Below are 16,899 nucleotides of genomic sequence, written 5' to 3'. Positions count from 1 at the left end.
CTCCGTCAGACTGTCGTGCGGCGGTAGCCGCCCTCGTGCGGCTCGACGGCTCCGGCCCGCACGAACTCGTCGATCCAGCCGCCCATCGGCCACTCGCCCCAGCGGTCGGCGAACAGCGCCCCGTTGCGGAGGATGTCGTCGAGATGGCGCCACGGCGGCGTGCCGGCCGGATGCCACTGGTGATACGCATGAGCGCCGCCGACCCAGTGCAGCGGGATGCCGAGCGACCGCGCCCGACGGCCGAGGTCGGTGTCCTCCGCGCCGTAGCCCTGGTACCGCTCGTCGAACCCGCCCAGTCGTCGCCATGTCGTCGGGGTGAGGGCGAAAGACAGCGACCAGAAGAGGTCGTAATCCGCAGCGGCCGCCGTCTCGACGACGCCGTCCGCGGGGCTCGGGCGCACCGGATGCGGCCGCGTGGTCGAGGCGAGATCGTCGGGGGATGACGGTCGCTGGACGCTCTCGAGATACGTGACGGGTCCGCAGAGCAGTCCGTCGGGGTGGGTGCGCGAGGCCTCCACGTAGCGCTCGAGCATGCGGGGCCCCGGAAGGCAGTCCACGTCGAGGAAGACGAGCAGGTCGACGCCCTCCGCGAGCGCCCTCTCGGCGGCCGCATTGCGTGCGGCGCCGACGCGCATGCCGTCGGATCCCGGAGGCACGTGGACGTGTACGGCGCCGTCGAAGGCGGGAGGCTCGGCGTGGTCGAGCCACGCCTCCACGCGCACGACCTCGAGCTCCGGCGGCGTCACCTCGCGCAGGAAGCGGCGCTGGCGATGCAGGTGCGCGAGACGGTTCTCGGATGCCGGGGTGATCACGCCGATCCGTGTGCTCATGACGCCGCCCCCTCGATCGCGGCGGCGGCCCGCGCCGCCGCACCCGTGACGCCCCATCCGCCCCAGTCGGGGGTCGATCCGGCGGCCCGCTCGACGAGCTCCACCACCTCGGCGGGCGACGAGTCCGCCCATCCCGTGCAGGCGTAGCCCTGCTCCTGCAGCACGCGGCCGGTGTGCTCCTGCTCCCCGAAGGGGCGGTCCTGGGCGAGCACGACCGCATGTGCGCCCGCCGCCGCGAGGTCGGCCACGCCGTTCTGACCTGCCGCGCTCACGACGACGGTCGCCCGGCACAGGAGCGGCCACACGTCGTCGACGCGGTCGTCGTCGCCGGCCCCGGCCGACTCGACGGTCCAGCCGCGCGAGCTGAGCAGACGGATGGTCTCCGCGAGACGTGCGGGGTCGAGGGTGCGGCTGAGGAAGAGCACGCGGCGAGCATCGTCGTCGTGGTCCCCCGTGCGAGCGCGGCCGTCGTATCGCGAGATCGCCCCGACACGGCGCACGTGCTCGTCGCGATCGGCGAGCTCCCGCGCATCGATCGTGCCGTCCGCCCAGGGCGCCACGATCCGGTCGGCGACGTCGTAACCGAGCCGATGCGGAGAATCGGTGCGGTCGCCCGGCTGCGCGAAGACGACCGTAGGCACGCCGAGGAGGCGGACGAAGGCGGTGACCTCGACGCTGACGTCGACCACGAACGCCGACGCCGGGGTGCGCGCGATCCACTCGGCGATGATCGCCAGGCGCTGCTGATGGCCGGGGTGGGCGATCGGTGCCCAGTGCAGCGCACCGCCCGCGGTGACATCTCCGAGCTCGTGGGCCTCGCGGCGCACTCCGTCGGACCCGGTCACGGGGTCGGAATCCGACGGCAGCCGCACCCATGTCGTCCGCTCGTCGAGGGCGTCGGGGCGCGGCAGGCTCGAGAAGACCGTCACCTCGTCGTCGACGAGGTGCGGGCGGATGGCCTGCATCCGCGTCACATGACCCCACCCGTGGTGATGCACGTACCAGCCGATCATGCGCCGACCGCCTCGACGACGTCGCCGGTCCGGATCGCCTCGCCGGTGTCGATCGGCTCGTCCGCACGGCCCACGCCCTGGGCGGCCATCGCGAGCACGCGTTCGATCTCGCGGTGCCGCCGAGCGACCGAGTGGCGGGCCGCGGCTCCGGCACGCACATGGTCACGGATCGTCGCGGACTGCGAGCCGTGCGCGAGCGCGGTGGCCGCCCGCGCCAGGGCGTCCACGTCGGCGGCGGGGACGACCGTGCATCCCGGGAGTCCCGCCAGAACCTCGCTCGCACCGCCCGAATCGAAGGCGACGACGGGAGTGCCCGTCATCAGGGCCTCGGCCATCACGAGCCCGAACGGCTCGGACCACACGGGCGTCACCAGGGCGACCGACGAGGCGCCGACCAGCTCGCAGAGCTCAGGCTGTCGCAGCGCGCCGAGATACTCGATGCCGTCACCGAGGCGGGGCTGCACCTCGCGTGCGAAGTACTCCGGGTCGCCGATGCGGCCCGCGATCCGCAGCCGTGCACCGGCCCGACGAGCGGCCTCGATCGCGAGATGCGGGGCCTTCTCGGGGACGATGCGTCCGAACCAGACCCAGCCGTCGCCGCCCGGGCCCCGACGCCAGTGGCTGCTGTCGACGCCGTTCGGGAACACGAAGGCATCGACGCCCTCTGCGGACCACGCGCGTGCCGTGTACTGGCTGACCGCCAGGAACCGGTGCGGTGCCGAACCCGGCAGCGAGCGGGCGGCCTTCACCATCTCGGGGAGGGGCGGTGTGTGCAGGGTCGTCACGACCGGGACGCCCGAATCGCGGCTCCACAGGATGGGATCGCTGTGCAGGCTGTGGTTGTCGACGACGTCGACGCGCCTGCGGGGATCGGCGAGCCGTCTTTGCACGCGCGCGAACGCGTCCGTCATCCGTCGGCGGTGTCCCACCGGGTTGTCGGAGTCGGAGACGTCGCCTGCGCGCTCCCAGCGCGGACTCGGCAGCAGGAAGTCGGCCGTGCTGCCCAAAAAGTCCGACCCCTCGGCGGCGCACAGCTCGACGTCGTGGCCTCGGCGGCGCAGCCACCGCACCCGGTTCCAGACGACGGCCTCCAGTCCGCCCGCGTGCGGCTGGCGGAGCGGATGCCGCTCCGGCGCGACGACCAGCACGCGGAGACGCTGCACCGCGCTCATGCCGAGACCTCGGCCATCACGGTCGAGTAGAGGCGCGCGTGGGCGTCGCGCACGGCCTGTCGTTCCGCGAGGCGCTCCGAGCGCCGCCGCGCGAGCCGGCCGTCGTCCGGGAGCACGGCCGCTGTCGCGCGGGCGGACGTCACCGCGTCGACGAGCGTGCGAGGGTCGTCGAGATCGATGACGGAGAACTCCGACGGATGCTGCGACCGGATGTGCCCGACGTCGGTTCCCGCCACGGGGACCCCCAGGTCGTAGCAGAGCTCGACCCACCCCGAATGGGTGCCGTGGCGGTACGGGAGCACGAACAGGTCGAGGCCGCTCAGCCACTGCTCGACGTCCGCATCGCTGAGATACGGGGTCCGACGCACCTGCACCGCCGCGCCGTCCCGTGCGGCCGCCACCACGCGCGCGGCGGCCTCGTCGTCGCGGACCCGCTCGTTCATCAGCACCTCGAACCGTGCGCGGAGCTCGAGCCCGTCGAGCAGCTGCGCGGCGTCGACCATCGCCTGGACGGCACGCTCGGCGTCGATGTTCGGACGCAGATCGCGCAGGTGCATGCCGACGCGGATGCCGTCGTCGCGGCGACGTGCGGGCGGGGTGGTGCCCGCGGTGAGCGTCGGGTGCGGCACCACCAGGCTCGAGCGCTGCCAGCGTCGATCGATCTCGGCCGCCGCCGTGTCGGTGAGCGTGACCAGGCGGTCGGCTGCGGGGACGATCACGTCGAGCAGCTCGCGATACGGCGCCTGATCGATCAGCTGCGGGTTGTCGAGATCGTGCACCGTGAAGATCACGGGGCGGCCGGCCAGACGGGCGGCGTCGAGGCCGGCGCGCACCTGGTCTGGGGAGAAGGACTCGAGTCCGAAATGCACGTGCAGCACGTCGTAGTCGCGCGCATGCGCGGCGAGCCACTCCGGCGTCATCGCGACCGGCGGCCACCACTGCCCGGCGGGCGCTCCCGGCACCGGGGGGTCGGGAAGGACGCGGACGAGCTGCGGATCGGTGATCGCGTGGATGTAGGGGTGCGCGGCAGGGATGGAGGCGACGCGGATGGGGGCGGTGACTGTACCGATGGAGGTCTTCCTTGCAGAGCTGAGCGCTCTGAATACACGAATCGAAGGGGGCGGAGGCGCCGGAATGCAACGGGGTGAGGCAGAAAAGGAGGGAGGTATACGTTCGAACAATGAACCCTCCTCCCCCCGACGTCACGACCATTGCGCCCTCCGGGTCGGCGGTGCTAGGGCGCCGGATGCACTACGGGGAGTTCTATGGTCTGCTCCCTCTGCCGGAGAGTTTCGGGGTGGTGCTCGGCAACTGCCAGGCGGAGTCGCTGCGACTCGTGATGGATGCTCCCGAGCGCCGCTACGTGCGGGTGCCGCCCGTGCACGAGATGACGGCAGAGGACGCCGCCCGCCTGCACGAGCTGGTCGCGTCCGCGCACACCGTCGTGACCCAGCCGGTGCGTGACGACTATCACGACCTGCCGCTCGGCACCCGCCAGGTCGCCGCCGCGACCGCCGCGCGCGTGTTGACGGTGCCGCCGGTGCGCTTCGCGGGGCTGCACCCCTTCCAGGCCGCGATCCGCGTCCCCGGTGTCGAGGAGGAGCCGCCCCTCGTCGCCTATCACGACATCCGCACGCTCGCGGCGGTGGCCGGCATCCCCGTCGCTCGATCCCTGCCCCCGGCGTCCGTCCGGCAGATCGGCCGCGCGTCGGTCGACGTGCTGCGCACGCGCGAGCTCACCACCGACGTGCGTGTCGCCGACCTGTACGACGCCGTGACGGCCGACCACGCCCGCACCGTCAACCACCCGGGCAACGCGATCTGGCTGCCCCTCGGGGCCCGGGTGCTCGAGGCGCTGGGCGCCGACGGGGGACCGGTGGATCCGGGACGACCCCTGCTCGATGCCGTGCGCGCGCCGCTCGCCCCCGAGGTGGTCGAGGCCTGGTCGCTGCCCGACGACCCGCGCGCGGAGTGGATCGTCGAGGGCGAGATGCTCGACGACGCAGAGGTGCGCGATGCCCACGAGGCCTGGTACGCCGCGCATCCCGCATTCGTCGCTGCCGCGGTCGACCGTCTGGCTCCGCTCGTCGCCGTCTGGCGCGAGGCGTGACCGGGGTGCCGCTGCTGCTCGTCCACCCCGGAGATCACGGCGTCGCCGTGTACGCCAGGGAGCTCGCGTCGGCGATCCGCGAGCGGAGCGACGAGGTCCGTACGGTCGACCCGCCGGCGCTCACGAGCCTGGCCGAGGGGACCGCCGTGCATGCGCACTTCACCGATCGTCTGTGGGGCGACTCTCCCGAAGAGGCGTCGCGCACGTTCGGGGCCCTCGCCCGCAGGCTCCGGATCAGCGTCACGCTGCACGATCTGCCGCAGGAATCCGATGGTGAGCGGAACCTGCGCCGCAGACGCCGGGCCTACGCCCTCGTCGCGGCCACCGCGACCGGCGTGACGGTGAACAGCGAGCACGAGCGCGCGCTGCTGCAGGAGGAGGGGGTGTGGACGGGCCCGGCCACCGCGATCCCGCTGCCCGTCGAGCTGCAGGCGGATGCTGTGGAGCAGTCGTCCGACGGGTCGCTCGGGGTGCTCGGCTACTTCTACCCCGGCAAGGGGCACGATGAGGCCGCGCAGGCTGCCGCCACCGCCGGGATGACGAGGATGACGGTGCTCGGACGTGCATCCGACGGGCACGCCGCCGACCTCGACGCGTTCGTCCGACGGGCGGCGGATCTCGGCGTCGAGGTCGAGGTGACCGGCTGGCTCGATGACCGGGAGATCGCCCGACGCGGTCGCGCGGTGGCGGTGCCCGTCATCGCGCACCGGCACATCTCCGCATCGGGCTCGCTCGCCTCCTGGATCGGGTGGGGCAGGCGCCCGGTCGCGGTGCGCAACCGCTACATCGACGAGATGGCGACGCTGCGCCCGGGCACTCTCTCCCCCGTCGACGCGACCGATCTCGCGGAGGCCGTGCGCCGGGCCGTCGGGCTGCCCCGCATCACCTGGCACGGGCTCGAGCGGCTTCCGCTCTCGCGCGCGGATGTCGCGGACGCCTACCTGCGCGTCTGGGAGCGGGGGCAGCGGTGACACAGCCCTGGGTCGTCGGCAACCGGTGGGATGCCAGGGACGGCCACCGCCCCGACCCCCTCCCACTCGTGTCGGTGATCGTGTCGCACTTCGACCAGCCCGCGGAACTCGCCAGGACCCTGCACGCGCTCGCCGCCCAGGACTACCCTCGCCATCTGCTCGAGGTCGTCGTGGCGGACGACGGGTCGCCCGGCGCCGTCGACGTGCCTGAGGGCGTGATCCTCGTCCGTCAGGAGGATCGGGGCTTCCGGCTCGCTGCGGTGCGCAACCTCGGAGTGCGAGCGAGCAGCGGCGAGGTGCTGTGCTTCGTCGACGCCGACACCGCTCCCGAGCCCGGGTACGTGCGCGCGCTCTCCCGGCTCCCCGCGCTGCTGCCCGAGGCGGTGACCGTGGGGCGCCGTCGCCACGCCGACTTCTCGGACCTGCCCGTCGACGTCCCCGTGGTCGAAGCGGCCCGGGGGCGCGAGCTGGCCGAGCCCGCGTGGCTGGCGGAGGAGTACGCGAGGAGCCGCGATCTGCTCGACGCCGACGACCGGTCGTACCGGTTCGTGATCGGCGCCGTGATCGGCTGCTCGCGACGACTGTTCGACGAGGTCGGGGGCTTCGACGAGTCGTTCACCTCTTATGGGGGCGAGGACTGGGAGTGGGCGCACCGCATGTGGCGGGCCGGAGCGGTGTTCGCTCACGTGCCTGACGCGGTGGCGTGGCACGACGGACCGGAGTGGGCGGATCGCGACGGGTCGGGGATGGATCGGGCCAACGCCCAGACCCTGCGCCTGCAGGCGGCGATCCCGGTGCCGGGCTCGGCGCCGCGTGCGGTGTGGTCAGGCGCGGCCGACCTCGTCGTGCGCGTGCAGGGCGACCACTCCGCCGCCGCCCTGTTCATCGCGGCAGACTCGCTGTGGGGCGCCCTGCCGCGCGCCCGGCTCGTTCTCGACGCGGTGCCTGACGTGTTGCAGGGGGATCCACGCGCCGTCGTCGCGAGCACCGGCCCGAGCGCCGGGGTCGAGAGCGCCGGTGTCGATGCTCGGGTCACCTGGCTGTTGGAGCGTCCGGTGGTCGTGCTCGATCCGGCGTGGATCGTCGACGTCGTGCGCCGCCTCGGCGCGGGAGACGTGGGGTCGGTCGAGCTGACGGCCGACGACGGCTCGTCGCTGGGGGTGCTCACGTCGCGCCGTGCGGTGCGTCGCGCGGAGCGCTGGGGTGACTCGCGGGGATTCGAGACCGCCCGGATGCCGGCGGTCGGCGTGCACGCGCTGCGAGCCGATCCACGGGTCGAGGCCTGGGTCGGCGGGTGGGGCGGCGCCGAGTCCTTCTGCTAGAGGCGGTCGACGCCCGTCACCGTCACGACCGCGGCACCCTGCTCGTCGGATTCGGCGAGATCGACGGTGGCCGAAATGCCCCAGTCGTGGTCCCCCGCCGGGTCGTCGAGGATCTGCCGGACGGTCCACTCCGCCCCGCCCTCCGTCAGCAGCAGCAGCTGCGAGCTGCGAGCGTTCGCTCCGGTGAGGATCTCGTCGTGATCGGCGAAGTAGCCGTCGAGCGCGTCGGACCACGCGGCGGCACCGAAGGACGGATCGAGCTCGGCGAGAGCATCCACGTCCTCGCGCGCGGCGAGCTGCACCCGGCGGAACAGCTCGTTGCGCACCAGGGTGCGGAACGCGCGCACGTTCGTGGTGAGCCGCCTGGGGGCCGGCGGGACGATGGGCTTGTCATCGCCGTCCGGTCCCTGAGCGAGCGGAGCGAGACGAAGGGTCTCCCACTCGTCGAGCAGGCTCGAGTCGACCTGGCGGACGAGCTCCCCGAGCCACTCGATGAGGTCGCGCAGATCCTCGTCCTTGGCCTCTTCGGGGATCGTCTGCGACGCGGCGCGATAGGCGTCGGACAGGTAGCGCAGCACCACGCCCTCCGAACGGGCGATCTTGTAGAACGCGACATATTCCCCGAACGACATGGCCCGCTCGTACATGTCGCGCACGACGGACTTCGGATGCAGCTCGAAGTCGCGAATCCACGGCTGCGCCGCGCTGAACGTCTCGAACGCCGCGCTGAGCAGCTCGTCGAGCGGCTTCGGATACGTGATCTCCTCGAGCAGCTCCATGCGCTCGTCGTACTCGATGCCCTCGCGCTTCATGGCGGTGACGGCCTCGCCGCGTGCTTGGAACTCCTGCTGGCCGAGGATCGCGCGGGGGTCGTCGAGCGTCGACTCCACGATCGAGATCATGTCGAGGGCGTACGACCCGGTGCCGGTGCCCGTCGTCCCCTCCTGGGCCCCTGAGCCTCCCGAAGGGTCGAGCAGGTCGAACGCCGCGAGAGCGAACGGCGACAGCGGCTGGTTCAAGGCGAAGTTCGGCTGCAGGTCGACCGTGAGGCGGATCTCGCCGGCATCCGTCTGCTCGACGACACCCGACTCGATCAGGGTCCGGTAGATGCCGATCGCACGGATGGCCAGCTCGCGCTGACGCGCGCGGGGCTCGTGATTGTCGTAGACGAGGGCCCGCACGTTGCCGAAGACGTCACCACCGCGCCCGATCACGTTGAGCAGCATGGCGCTGGTGATCTGCATGTGCGAGGTCAGGGTCTCGGGCTCGGCGTCGATCAGCTTGCGGAACGACGGCTCTCCCCACGAGACGAAGCCGTCCGGCGCCTTCTTGCGCACGATCTTGCGCTTCTTCTTCGGGTCGTCGCCGGCCTTCTTGACGGCGGCCACGTTCTCGGACTCGTGCTCGGGTGCCTGCGCGACGACCGTGCCGGCGGTGTCGAAGCCCGCGCGTCCCGCCCGTCCGGCGATCTGGTGGAACTCCCGGGCGCTGAGCTGCCGCATCCGCGTGCCGTCGAACTTGGTCAGGGCCGTGAGCAGCACCGTGCGGATGGGCACGTTGATGCCGACCCCGAGCGTGTCGGTGCCGCAGATCACACGCAGCAGACCGCGCTGCGCGAGCTGCTCGACCAGGCGGCGATACTTCGGCAGCATGCCCGCATGGTGCACGCCGATGCCCGCGCGGAGGAACCGCGAGAGCGTCTTGCCGAACGCCGTCGTGAAGCGGAACCCGCCGATCAGCGCCGCGATCTCATCGCGCTGCTCCCGCGTGGCGACCTTGACGCTCGACAGCGCCTGGGCGCGCTCCATCGCTGCGGCCTGCGAGAAGTGCACGATGTAGATCGGCGCCTGTCCGGTGCCGAGCAGGTCATCGATCGTCTCGTGGATCGGGGTCGTCTCGTAGAAGTAGTGCAGGGGGACCGGGCGCTCGACGCCGGTGACCGATGCCGTTTCGCGGCCCGTCCTCCGGGTGAGATCGCTCGAGAGCTGCGACACATCGCCGAGGGTCGCCGACATCAGGATGAACTGCGCCTGCGGGAGTTCGAGCAACGGTACTTGCCAGGCCCATCCTCGGTCGGGGTCGGCGTAGAAGTGGAACTCGTCCATGACGACCTGGTGCACCGCGGCATCCGCGCCGTGACGCAGTGCGAGGTTCGCGAGGATCTCGGCCGTGCAGCAGATGATCGGCGCGTCGGGATTGATCGACGAGTCCCCCGTGATCATGCCGACGTTCGAGGCGCCGAACACGTCGACGAGGGCGAAGAACTTCTCGCTGACCAGGGCCTTGATCGGTGCGGTGTAGTACGAGCGGCGTCCCTGGACGAGGGCGGCGTAGTGCGCGGCGACCGCCACGAGCGACTTTCCGGTGCCGGTGGGGGTGGAGAGGATCAGGTTGTGGCCCGAGACGATCTCGATGACGGCCTCGTCCTGCGCCGGGTAGAGGCTGATGCCGGTGGACTCCGCCCATTCGACGAACGCCGTGTAGACGGCATCCGCATCGGATCCGTCGGTCAGTGTGGTCGGGTCGAGGATCGCAGGCATGGTCTGTCGATCATCCCATCTCCGGCACGCGCGAACCTTGTTCCGTCTTCAGCACGGAACCGTCGGAGGCAGCCGAGATGACGGGGATTCGAGCGATCAGCGAGATCTCATGCTGAATCGCGAACGGCTCAGACCGAGGTCGCGGCGCGCAGCGCGATGCGGATCATGTCGCCGAAGGTCTGCTCCCGCTCCTGCGCGGTGGTCTGCTCGCCGGTGACGATGTGGTCGGAGACCGTGCAGATCGCGAGGGCCCGACGGCCGTGGAACGCCGCGAGGGTGTACAGGCCGGCCGCCTCCATCTCGACGCCCAGTGCGCCGTGCTGCACGAACGGCGCCGTCAGCTCCGGCCGGGTGCTGTAGAACTGGTCGCTCGAGAAGAGCAGTCCCACGTGCACGGCGGAGTCCGAGGGCTCGGCCTCGCTCGCCTCGACCGCCGCCCGCAGCAGGCCGAAGTCCGCGACGGGAGCGTAGTCGAGCCCGTGGAAGCGCACCCGGTTGATGCCGGAGTCCGTGCACGCGCCGTTCGCGATGACGATGTCGCGCACCTTCAGCTTCTCCGTCAGGGCGCCGCACGAGCCGACCCGGACGATCGTCTGCACGCCGTACTCCTCGAACAGCTCGCTCGCGTAGATCGCCATCGACGGCTGGCCCATGCCCGAGCCCTGCACCGAGACGCGGTGTCCCTCCCAGGTGCCGGTGAACCCCAGCATCCCGCGGGTCTCGGAATAGAGCTCGGCGTCATCGAGGAAGGTCTCGGCGATCCACTTCGCGCGCAGCGGGTCACCCGGGAACAGGACGATGGGGGCGATCTGACCGGGCTGTGCGGCGATGTGCGTGCTCATGCACCCAGCGTACGAGGCCGATCGATGAGGATGCTCAGCCTTCGCGTCGTCGTACGATCTCGCCGATCCATACGGGAGCGAAGGGCGAGGTGCAGCCGGGCGCGGTCGGGTAGTCGGCGAGCACCTGCAGGCGCTCGCCGATCTCGAGGGCCCTGGCCCGCAGCTCGGGGTGGAAGATGCCGATGTTCGCGAGCGTCTCGTTCATCGACCACTGGAGGCGCCGGGGGGCGTCCTTCAGATCACGCTCGATCAGATCGAGAAGATGGTCGAGGTCGAGGCCCTCGGCATCCTTCGCCACCCGTACCGTCGTCAGCGACCAGGCCGCTGCGGAGACCGTCGGGTCGGCGTCGTCGAACCAGCGCCATCGCAGCTCGTCGGCGAGCGGCGACTTCTTCGCGACGTAGTTCACGAACCAGTCGTTGACCTTGGGCGGACGGGTCTGGCGCAGCATCGCGTCGAGTTCGTCGGCCGTGAACCGCTTCGGAGCGCAGATCAGCAGGGCGAGCAATCGAGGGCCGGTCTCGCCCGTCGCCCAGAGCTCCGTCGCGAGCAGATGATCGGTCTTGATGCGCCTGGCCACGCCGCGCAGTCGGCTGAGATTCATGCCGTGGTCGTCGCCGCGCTTCTCGTTCGCGGCGCGCATCTTCGGATCCTCGAGGGCGGCCAGCTCAGCAAGGGCCTCGGCGAGGGTCATGTCCGACATGCGACCAGGATAGGCCCGAGCCATGCCAAGGCTCAGGGTGCCTTGTCAAGGCCCGGGCTCGGTCGCCCGCACCGCCGTACTCTCGCCTGCACGTGCACCGCACACCGCACACCGACGCCGACGAGAGGACGCCCGTGAACCGCGACACAGACGACATCAGCACCGACCGCACCGACATCAGCAGCGAGCCGTCGCCCGGTGCGGAGGAGAACGACAACCTCGGCACCGAGGACAACAAGGGTGAGCCCACGGCCGCCCCGTCCGGACCTGCCTCGGACGACGACGGCGACGTGCTCGCCGACGACCCCGACGCCGACTGACCCGGAGTTCGCGTTCACGACTCAGCATGAATCCCGTGGCGAGCCCCGGGATTGCCCGGAAAGGGCTTGCAGCAGCCGTCTGTGCTGAGTTGTGAACGCGCGCCCGCGCTCCCACGCTCCCCCGCTCCCACGCTCCCCGCGCGCCCGCGCCCCTGCGCTCCCGCGCTCCCGCGCTCACTCCTCTTCGACGAGCTCCCCGCGGATGCGACGCAGGTCCTCCATGAGGGAGCCGATGAGGATCCAGTGCATCGACGAGGGCGGGCGGATCACCAGCGGCGCCGTGAGCGCGGGGATCGCCGAGGTCAGCGCCTCGGGCTCGGGGGAGACGTCGGCGATCTGCACCGCGAGCCGCACGTCGTGACCGGCCCGGCGCAACTGCTCGGCGATCGCCGCGACCGCGGGTTCCTGTCCGATCGAGTCGTCGTAGTGGTCGAAGTAGGCGCGGGTCATCCCGATCGTCTGGGTGACGATCGGTGAGAGCCGTTCGAGCAGCGTGCGCATCTCGACGAGCTCCTCGCGGTGGGTCGAGCGCCGTGGATTCAGGGTCAGTGATTCCTCGCCGGCAGCGATCGAGGCCTCCGCGACGTCCTTCATCGGACGCAGCAGTCGGGCCTCGAGCATGAGCTCCTGCAGCTTCGCCGGCGCCTGCGGCTCGGGCAGCGCGTCGGCGAGCCGGTCGAGGCTCGCGGCCAGCTCGCTGCCGAGCAGTCCGAGATCACGGCGGGCGGGGGCGACGAGCACGGGCGGCACGATCAGGGCGTTCACGACGATGCCGATGACGACCCCGATGAGGGTCTCCAGGATGCGGGCGATCGCATAGTCGGGGGTCGAGCCCAGTGCCAGCACGAGCATCGCCGAGATCGCGACCTGGTTGCCGGTGCCCGGGGTCGCCCGCAGTGCCCAGGCCACGAGCATGGCCACGACGATGGCGAGCAGCACGATCCAACTGGGCGACCCGAGCAGCAGCCCCAGCGCGACGGCGATCAGCACCCCCACGATGACGCCGATGCTGCGCTCCAGCGCCTTCGACAGCGACTGGTTCACGCTCGGCTGCACGACCAGCAGGGCCGCGATCGCGGCGAACACCGGCAGCTGCCCCGGCACCACCCAGCCCGCGAGCATCCACGCGGCGATCGTGGCCGCGGCGGACTTCACCACCTGCAAAAGGGGTGAGCGCTTCGAGGCGCGGATCGCGGCATGGATGCGCATATCGTCAACGCTACTCGGGAAGCGCCCCTTCGCCGTCGGTCTGTCAACCCCGTCGCGAAGACCCGGCCTCTCGCGCTGAATAGAAGGACACGAACGACGACTCAGCAGAGGAGCATCCCATGGGGCAGATCATCGAGACCATCGACGTCCACGTTCCGGTCGACATCGCGTACAACCAGTGGACCCAGTTCGAGAGCTTCCCGGAGTTCCTCGACGAGGTCGAGTCCATCACACAGATCGACGACACTCACAACCACTGGGTCGTGAAGGTCGGCGGAGCGACGCGCGAGTTCGACGCGGAGATCACCGAGCAGCACCCCGACGAGCGTGTGGCGTGGAAGAGCGTGGGCGGCGACACCGAGCACGCGGGTGTCGTGACGTTCCACAAGCTCGAGGAGCTCACGACACGGGTGACCGTGCAGATCGACTGGGAGCCCGAGGGGCTCCTCGAGAAGGTCGGCTCGCTGGTCGGCGCGGGCTCGCACGCGGTGAAGAAGGACCTGAAGAACTTCAAGGAGTTCATCGAGAAGCGCGGAGCCGAGACCGGCTCATGGCGCGGCGACGTCGAGGCCTGAGCGACGAGACCCGAGGCCCGGGCGGAGATCTCGCATCTCCGCCCGGGCCTCGTGCTGTCCGGAGCGGGAGTCGTGCAGAAGAAGTGACGTTTTCGGGCGGATGGTCAGGGAGCCGTGATACGTTGAGCATGCGCGTATGTCGGACGTTCCGGCACGGCGCGGGTCGCGTAAGCGGCCGTTTTGAAAACAGAAAGTAGAAAACACATGGCCACTGGCACTGTGAAATGGTTCAACGCGGAAAAGGGCTTCGGCTTCATCGCTCCCGATGACGGCACGGACGACCTTTTCGCCCACTACTCGGCAATCACCGGCTCCGGTTTCAAGGAGCTCCGTGAGAACCAGAAGGTCGAATTCGACGCTGAGCGTGGCCCCAAGGGCATGCAGGCGGCGAACATCCGCGCTCTCTGAGCGCGCATAGGCTTCCTGAAACCGGTCGGATCCTCACGGATCCGGCCGGTTTTTCTATGCCCCTGGGGTTTTGGGGCGGTGCGGGGTCAGTTCGGCATCCGGATGCTGGGCGGGGTCAGTTCGGCATCCGATTTGCCCGTTCGCGGTGCGCAACTGGCCCCGCTCGATCCCGCGGTGCGCAATTGACCCCGCTCGACGCCGCTCGGCAGCGCGGTGCGCGATTGGCCCCGTTCGATCCCGCGGTGCGCAATTGGCCCCGTTCGATCCCGCCCGACTCCGGGCGCGGTGCGGGGTCAGTTCGGCATCTGGATGCTGGGCGGGGTCAGTTCGGCATCCGATTTGCCCGTTCGTGGTGCGCAACTGGCCCCGCTCGATCCCGCGGTGCGCAATTGACCCCGCTCGACGCCGCTCGATCCCGCGGTGCGCAATTGGCCCCGTTCGATCCCGCCCGACTCCGGGCGCGGTGCGGGGTCAGTTCGGCATCTGGATGCTGGACGGGGTCAGTTCGGCATCCGACTCGCCCGTGCGAGGTGCGCAACTGGCCCCGCTCAGCAGCGCGATGCGTAACTGGCCCCGCTCGACGCCGCTCGCCAGAGCGGTGCCGGATCAGTTCGGCATCTGGATGCTGAGCCGCCCGGCGCGGAGGCGAAGGAGGAGCGCGACAGGAGAATACCGAGATGAGGGTCGCCTAACAATCTGTTAGATTAGGCGAGGCTTACCAAAGCCCGGCGCTCTCGCGCCGCACACCCCCACGCCAACCCGAAGGGCATGCCTGTGCGCACCTCTCGTCTCCTCGCCGCCGGTGTCGCCGCGGCGCTCGCCATCGGCCTCACCGCCTGCGCGACCTCCTCGAACGACAATGCGTCGGACTCGGCCGGTGGAAACCCCGCCGACGACAGCGCCTTCCCCGTGACGATCGAGCACGTGTACGGCGAGACCACGATCGAGTCGAAGCCCGAGCGCGTCGCGACGGTCGCCTGGGCGAACCACGAGGTGCCGCTGGCCCTCGGCATCGTGCCGGTCGGCATGAGCAAGGCGACCTGGGGCGATGACGACGACAACGGCATCCTGCCCTGGGTCGAGGACAAGCTCGACGAGCTCGGCGCCGACGCACCCGTGCTGTTCGACGAGTCCGACGGCATCGACTACGAGGCCGTGGCCGACACGAACCCCGACGTCATCCTCGCGGCATACTCGGGCCTGACGCAGGAGGAGTACGACACCCTCTCCAAGATCGCTCCGGTCGTCGCCTACCCTGAGGTCGCCTGGGGCACCCCGGTCGACGAGATGATCGAGATGAACTCGAAGGCTCTCGGACTCGAAGAGCAGGGCGAGGCCCTGATCGAGGAGTTGCACGCCGACGCCGCGAAGGCGCTCGACGAGAACTCCGCACTCAAGGACAAGAAGGTGCTGTTCGCCTACCTCGACCCGAGCGACCTCAGCCAGGTCGGCTACTACACGGCCGTCGACACGCGCCCCGGCTACCTGCACGACGACCTCGGTCTGCCGCTGCCGAAGCTCGTCGAGGACAACGAGGACAGCGACGAGTTCTCGCTCACGGTCAGCGCCGAGGAGGCCGACAAGTTCGACGACGTCGACGTGTTCGTCACGTACGGCGACGACTCGACGCTCGCGATGCTGCAGGGCGACCCGCTGCTGTCGAAGATCCCGGCCGTCGCCGCCGGCAACGTCGTCATCCTCCCGAACTCGACTCCGCTCGCCGCATCGGCGAACCCGTCGCCGCTGTCGATCCAGTGGGGTCTGTCGGACTACCTCGCCCTGCTGGCGTCGCCGTTCACGAAGTGACCTTCGGCGTCACCTTCGCGCACTGAATCCCCGTGACCGCTGTCACCCTCCCCACGCCGGGCACCGCAGACCTGCGGCGCCCGGCGTGGGCGCGCTCGCTCTGGCTGCTCGTCGGAGTGGGCGTCGTGCTCGTGCTCTGCGTCCTGTCGATCTGCTTCGGCGTGCGCGCGGTGAGCATCGACGACGTCTTCGCCGCGCTCGCAGGTCAGGATGACACGCTCGCCCAGGCCGCGATCATCAAGCGCCTCCCGCGCACGCTGCTCGCGATCCTTGTCGGCGCGGCCCTCGCGCTGTCGGGCGCGACCATGCAGGCGGTCACCCGCAACCCGATCGCCGACCCCGGCATCCTCGGCGTCTCGAACGGAGCGTCACTGGCCGTCGTGATCGGACTCGCCTTCCTCGGCCTCACCGACGCGTACAGCCAGATGGCATTGGCGATCCTCGGCGCGGCCCTCGCCGCCGTGTTCGTCTACACCGTCGGGTCGCTCGGCAGAGGGGGCGCCACCCCCCTCAAGCTCGCGCTCGCGGGGGCGGCGACCTCCGCCGCCTTCGCCTCTCTGATCAGCGCGGTCATGCTGCCCCGCGTCGATCTGCTGCAGTCGTTCCAGTCCTGGCAGATCGGCGGAGTCGGGGGCGCGGAATGGCCGCGCATCGCGATCACCGCACCCGTGCTCGCGCTCGGGGCGCTCATCTGCTTCCTCAGCGCACGCGGCATGAACTCCCTCGCGCTCGGCGACGACATGGCGAAGGGCCTCGGCGAGCACGTGTTCCGCACGCGGCTGATGTCGGCCGTCGGCGCGGTGATCCTCGCGGGCGCGGCCACCGCGATCGCCGGTCCGATCGGGTTCGTCGGCCTCGTCATCCCGCATGTGTGCCGGATGCTGATCGGCACCGACCACCGCTGGCTGCTGCCGTTCTCGGCCGTCGCCGGAGCCGCGCTCCTGCTCGCGAGCGACGTCGTCGGCCGCGTGATCTCCCCGTCGTCGGAGGAGATCCAGGTCGGCATCATCACTGCGATCATCGGCGCCCCGTTCTTCATCTGGATCGTCCGCCGCCAGAAGGTGCGTGAACTGTGAGC

Annotated in this window: 16 protein-coding genes; 8 read left to right on the top strand and 8 right to left on the bottom strand. The window is 70.6% G+C overall.

All coding sequences use genetic code 11. From position 1 onward, the window contains the following. Positions 1–5 precede the first annotated feature (5 nt). The 4 genes from ASD43_RS03680 to ASD43_RS03665 are packed head-to-tail and all read right to left on the bottom strand — an operon-like array spanning position 6 to position 4,196. Positions 6–830, bottom strand: a complete 825-nt coding sequence (locus ASD43_RS03680) for a galactosyltransferase-related protein (protein WP_056419021.1) — start codon at positions 828–830, stop codon at positions 6–8. Continuing rightward, positions 827–1,843 (bottom strand): hypothetical protein, encoded by a 1,017-nt coding sequence (locus ASD43_RS03675; RefSeq protein ID WP_056413738.1) that lies wholly within the window; start codon positions 1,841–1,843, stop codon positions 827–829. The genes ASD43_RS03680 and ASD43_RS03675 overlap by 4 nt, the downstream gene beginning before the upstream one ends. After that, entirely contained in the window at positions 1,840–3,015 is a 1,176-nt protein-coding gene (locus tag ASD43_RS03670; RefSeq protein WP_056413734.1) for a glycosyltransferase, read from the bottom strand. The genes ASD43_RS03675 and ASD43_RS03670 overlap by 4 nt, the downstream gene beginning before the upstream one ends. After that, the gene (locus tag ASD43_RS03665; RefSeq protein WP_082539227.1) at positions 3,012–4,196 is read right to left on the bottom strand and encodes a glycosyltransferase; all 1,185 of its coding nucleotides are present in this window, start codon (positions 4,194–4,196) and stop codon (positions 3,012–3,014) included. The genes ASD43_RS03670 and ASD43_RS03665 overlap by 4 nt, the downstream gene beginning before the upstream one ends. Between ASD43_RS03665 and ASD43_RS03660 the strand changes: the two genes are divergently transcribed. From ASD43_RS03660 to ASD43_RS03650, 3 genes are read left to right on the top strand one after another with little or no spacing between them, the layout of a single operon-like run. Beyond that, complete coding sequence (locus ASD43_RS03660; RefSeq protein ID WP_056413728.1) at positions 4,196–5,125, top strand: WcbI family polysaccharide biosynthesis putative acetyltransferase; 930 nt, start codon at positions 4,196–4,198, stop codon at positions 5,123–5,125. The genes ASD43_RS03665 and ASD43_RS03660 overlap by 1 nt on opposite strands. Beyond that, positions 5,122–6,096 (top strand): hypothetical protein, encoded by a 975-nt coding sequence (locus ASD43_RS17295; protein WP_056413725.1) that lies wholly within the window; start codon positions 5,122–5,124, stop codon positions 6,094–6,096. The genes ASD43_RS03660 and ASD43_RS17295 overlap by 4 nt, the downstream gene beginning before the upstream one ends. Next, positions 6,093–7,418 (top strand): glycosyltransferase, encoded by a 1,326-nt coding sequence (locus tag ASD43_RS03650; protein ID WP_056413722.1) that lies wholly within the window; start codon positions 6,093–6,095, stop codon positions 7,416–7,418. The genes ASD43_RS17295 and ASD43_RS03650 overlap by 4 nt, the downstream gene beginning before the upstream one ends. Here the strand turns inward: ASD43_RS03650 and ASD43_RS03645 are convergent. The 3 genes from ASD43_RS03645 to ASD43_RS03635 form a co-directional block, all read right to left on the bottom strand. Beyond that, positions 7,415–9,958 (bottom strand): DEAD/DEAH box helicase, encoded by a 2,544-nt coding sequence (locus ASD43_RS03645; protein WP_056413719.1) that lies wholly within the window; start codon positions 9,956–9,958, stop codon positions 7,415–7,417. The two genes, ASD43_RS03650 and ASD43_RS03645, sit on opposite strands and share 4 nt — an antisense overlap. A 128-nt stretch (positions 9,959–10,086) precedes the next feature. Beyond that, positions 10,087–10,800, bottom strand: a complete 714-nt coding sequence (gene deoD / locus ASD43_RS03640; protein ID WP_056413716.1) for a purine-nucleoside phosphorylase — start codon at positions 10,798–10,800, stop codon at positions 10,087–10,089. Positions 10,801–10,834: 34 nt separating this feature from the next. After that, positions 10,835–11,503 (bottom strand): DNA alkylation repair protein, encoded by a 669-nt coding sequence (locus ASD43_RS03635; protein WP_056413714.1) that lies wholly within the window; start codon positions 11,501–11,503, stop codon positions 10,835–10,837. A gap of 134 nt (positions 11,504–11,637) precedes the next feature. Between ASD43_RS03635 and ASD43_RS03630 the strand changes: the two genes are divergently transcribed. Continuing rightward, complete coding sequence (locus tag ASD43_RS03630; RefSeq protein ID WP_056413712.1) at positions 11,638–11,823, top strand: hypothetical protein; 186 nt, start codon at positions 11,638–11,640, stop codon at positions 11,821–11,823. A gap of 174 nt (positions 11,824–11,997) precedes the next feature. On the opposite strand, the gene ASD43_RS03625 is transcribed toward ASD43_RS03630, so the two are convergent. Next, a complete protein-coding gene (locus tag ASD43_RS03625) occupies positions 11,998–13,032 on the bottom strand; it encodes an FUSC family protein (RefSeq protein WP_056413708.1) in 1,035 nt (344 codons plus the stop codon). A 119-nt stretch (positions 13,033–13,151) separates the two neighbouring features. Between ASD43_RS03625 and ASD43_RS03620 the strand changes: the two genes are divergently transcribed. From ASD43_RS03620 to ASD43_RS03605, 4 genes are all read left to right on the top strand, one after another. After that, the gene (locus tag ASD43_RS03620) at positions 13,152–13,607 is read left to right on the top strand and encodes an SRPBCC family protein (RefSeq protein WP_056413705.1); all 456 of its coding nucleotides are present in this window, start codon (positions 13,152–13,154) and stop codon (positions 13,605–13,607) included. Between the two features lie 204 nt (positions 13,608–13,811). Continuing rightward, complete coding sequence (locus ASD43_RS03615) at positions 13,812–14,015, top strand: cold-shock protein (protein ID WP_042538190.1); 204 nt, start codon at positions 13,812–13,814, stop codon at positions 14,013–14,015. A gap of 774 nt (positions 14,016–14,789) precedes the next feature. Next, the gene (locus tag ASD43_RS03610; RefSeq protein WP_056419015.1) at positions 14,790–15,821 is read left to right on the top strand and encodes an iron-siderophore ABC transporter substrate-binding protein; all 1,032 of its coding nucleotides are present in this window, start codon (positions 14,790–14,792) and stop codon (positions 15,819–15,821) included. A 26-nt stretch (positions 15,822–15,847) separates the two neighbouring features. Next, positions 15,848–16,897, top strand: coding sequence for a FecCD family ABC transporter permease (locus tag ASD43_RS03605; RefSeq protein WP_396654953.1), 1,050 nt, complete (start codon positions 15,848–15,850; stop codon positions 16,895–16,897). The last annotated feature ends 2 nt before the right edge of the window (positions 16,898–16,899 follow it).

Source organism: Microbacterium sp. Root553, assembly GCF_001426995.1.
In the GTDB taxonomy this organism is placed as follows: Bacteria; Actinomycetota; Actinomycetes; order Actinomycetales; family Microbacteriaceae; genus Microbacterium.
This window is presented reverse-complemented; position numbering and strand designations above follow the sequence as displayed.

Bases quoted from the DNA above. Each gene is read 5' to 3' on its own strand.
- ASD43_RS03680 (WP_056419021.1), bottom strand. From the start codon at position 830: ATGAGCACACGGATCGGCGTGATCACCCCGGCATCCGAGAACCGTCTC.
- ASD43_RS03675 (WP_056413738.1), bottom strand. From the start codon at position 1,843: ATGATCGGCTGGTACGTGCATCACCACGGGTGGGGTCATGTGACGCGG.
- ASD43_RS03670 (WP_056413734.1), bottom strand. From the start codon at position 3,015: ATGAGCGCGGTGCAGCGTCTCCGCGTGCTGGTCGTCGCGCCGGAGCGG.
- ASD43_RS03660 (WP_056413728.1), top strand. From the start codon at position 4,196: ATGAACCCTCCTCCCCCCGACGTCACGACCATTGCGCCCTCCGGGTCG.
- ASD43_RS03645 (WP_056413719.1), bottom strand. From the start codon at position 9,958: ATGCCTGCGATCCTCGACCCGACCACACTGACCGACGGATCCGATGCG.
- deoD (WP_056413716.1), bottom strand. From the start codon at position 10,800: ATGAGCACGCACATCGCCGCACAGCCCGGTCAGATCGCCCCCATCGTC.
- ASD43_RS03635 (WP_056413714.1), bottom strand. From the start codon at position 11,503: ATGTCGGACATGACCCTCGCCGAGGCCCTTGCTGAGCTGGCCGCCCTC.
- ASD43_RS03625 (WP_056413708.1), bottom strand. From the start codon at position 13,032: ATGCGCATCCATGCCGCGATCCGCGCCTCGAAGCGCTCACCCCTTTTG.
- ASD43_RS03620 (WP_056413705.1), top strand. From the start codon at position 13,152: ATGGGGCAGATCATCGAGACCATCGACGTCCACGTTCCGGTCGACATC.
- ASD43_RS03615 (WP_042538190.1), top strand. From the start codon at position 13,812: ATGGCCACTGGCACTGTGAAATGGTTCAACGCGGAAAAGGGCTTCGGC.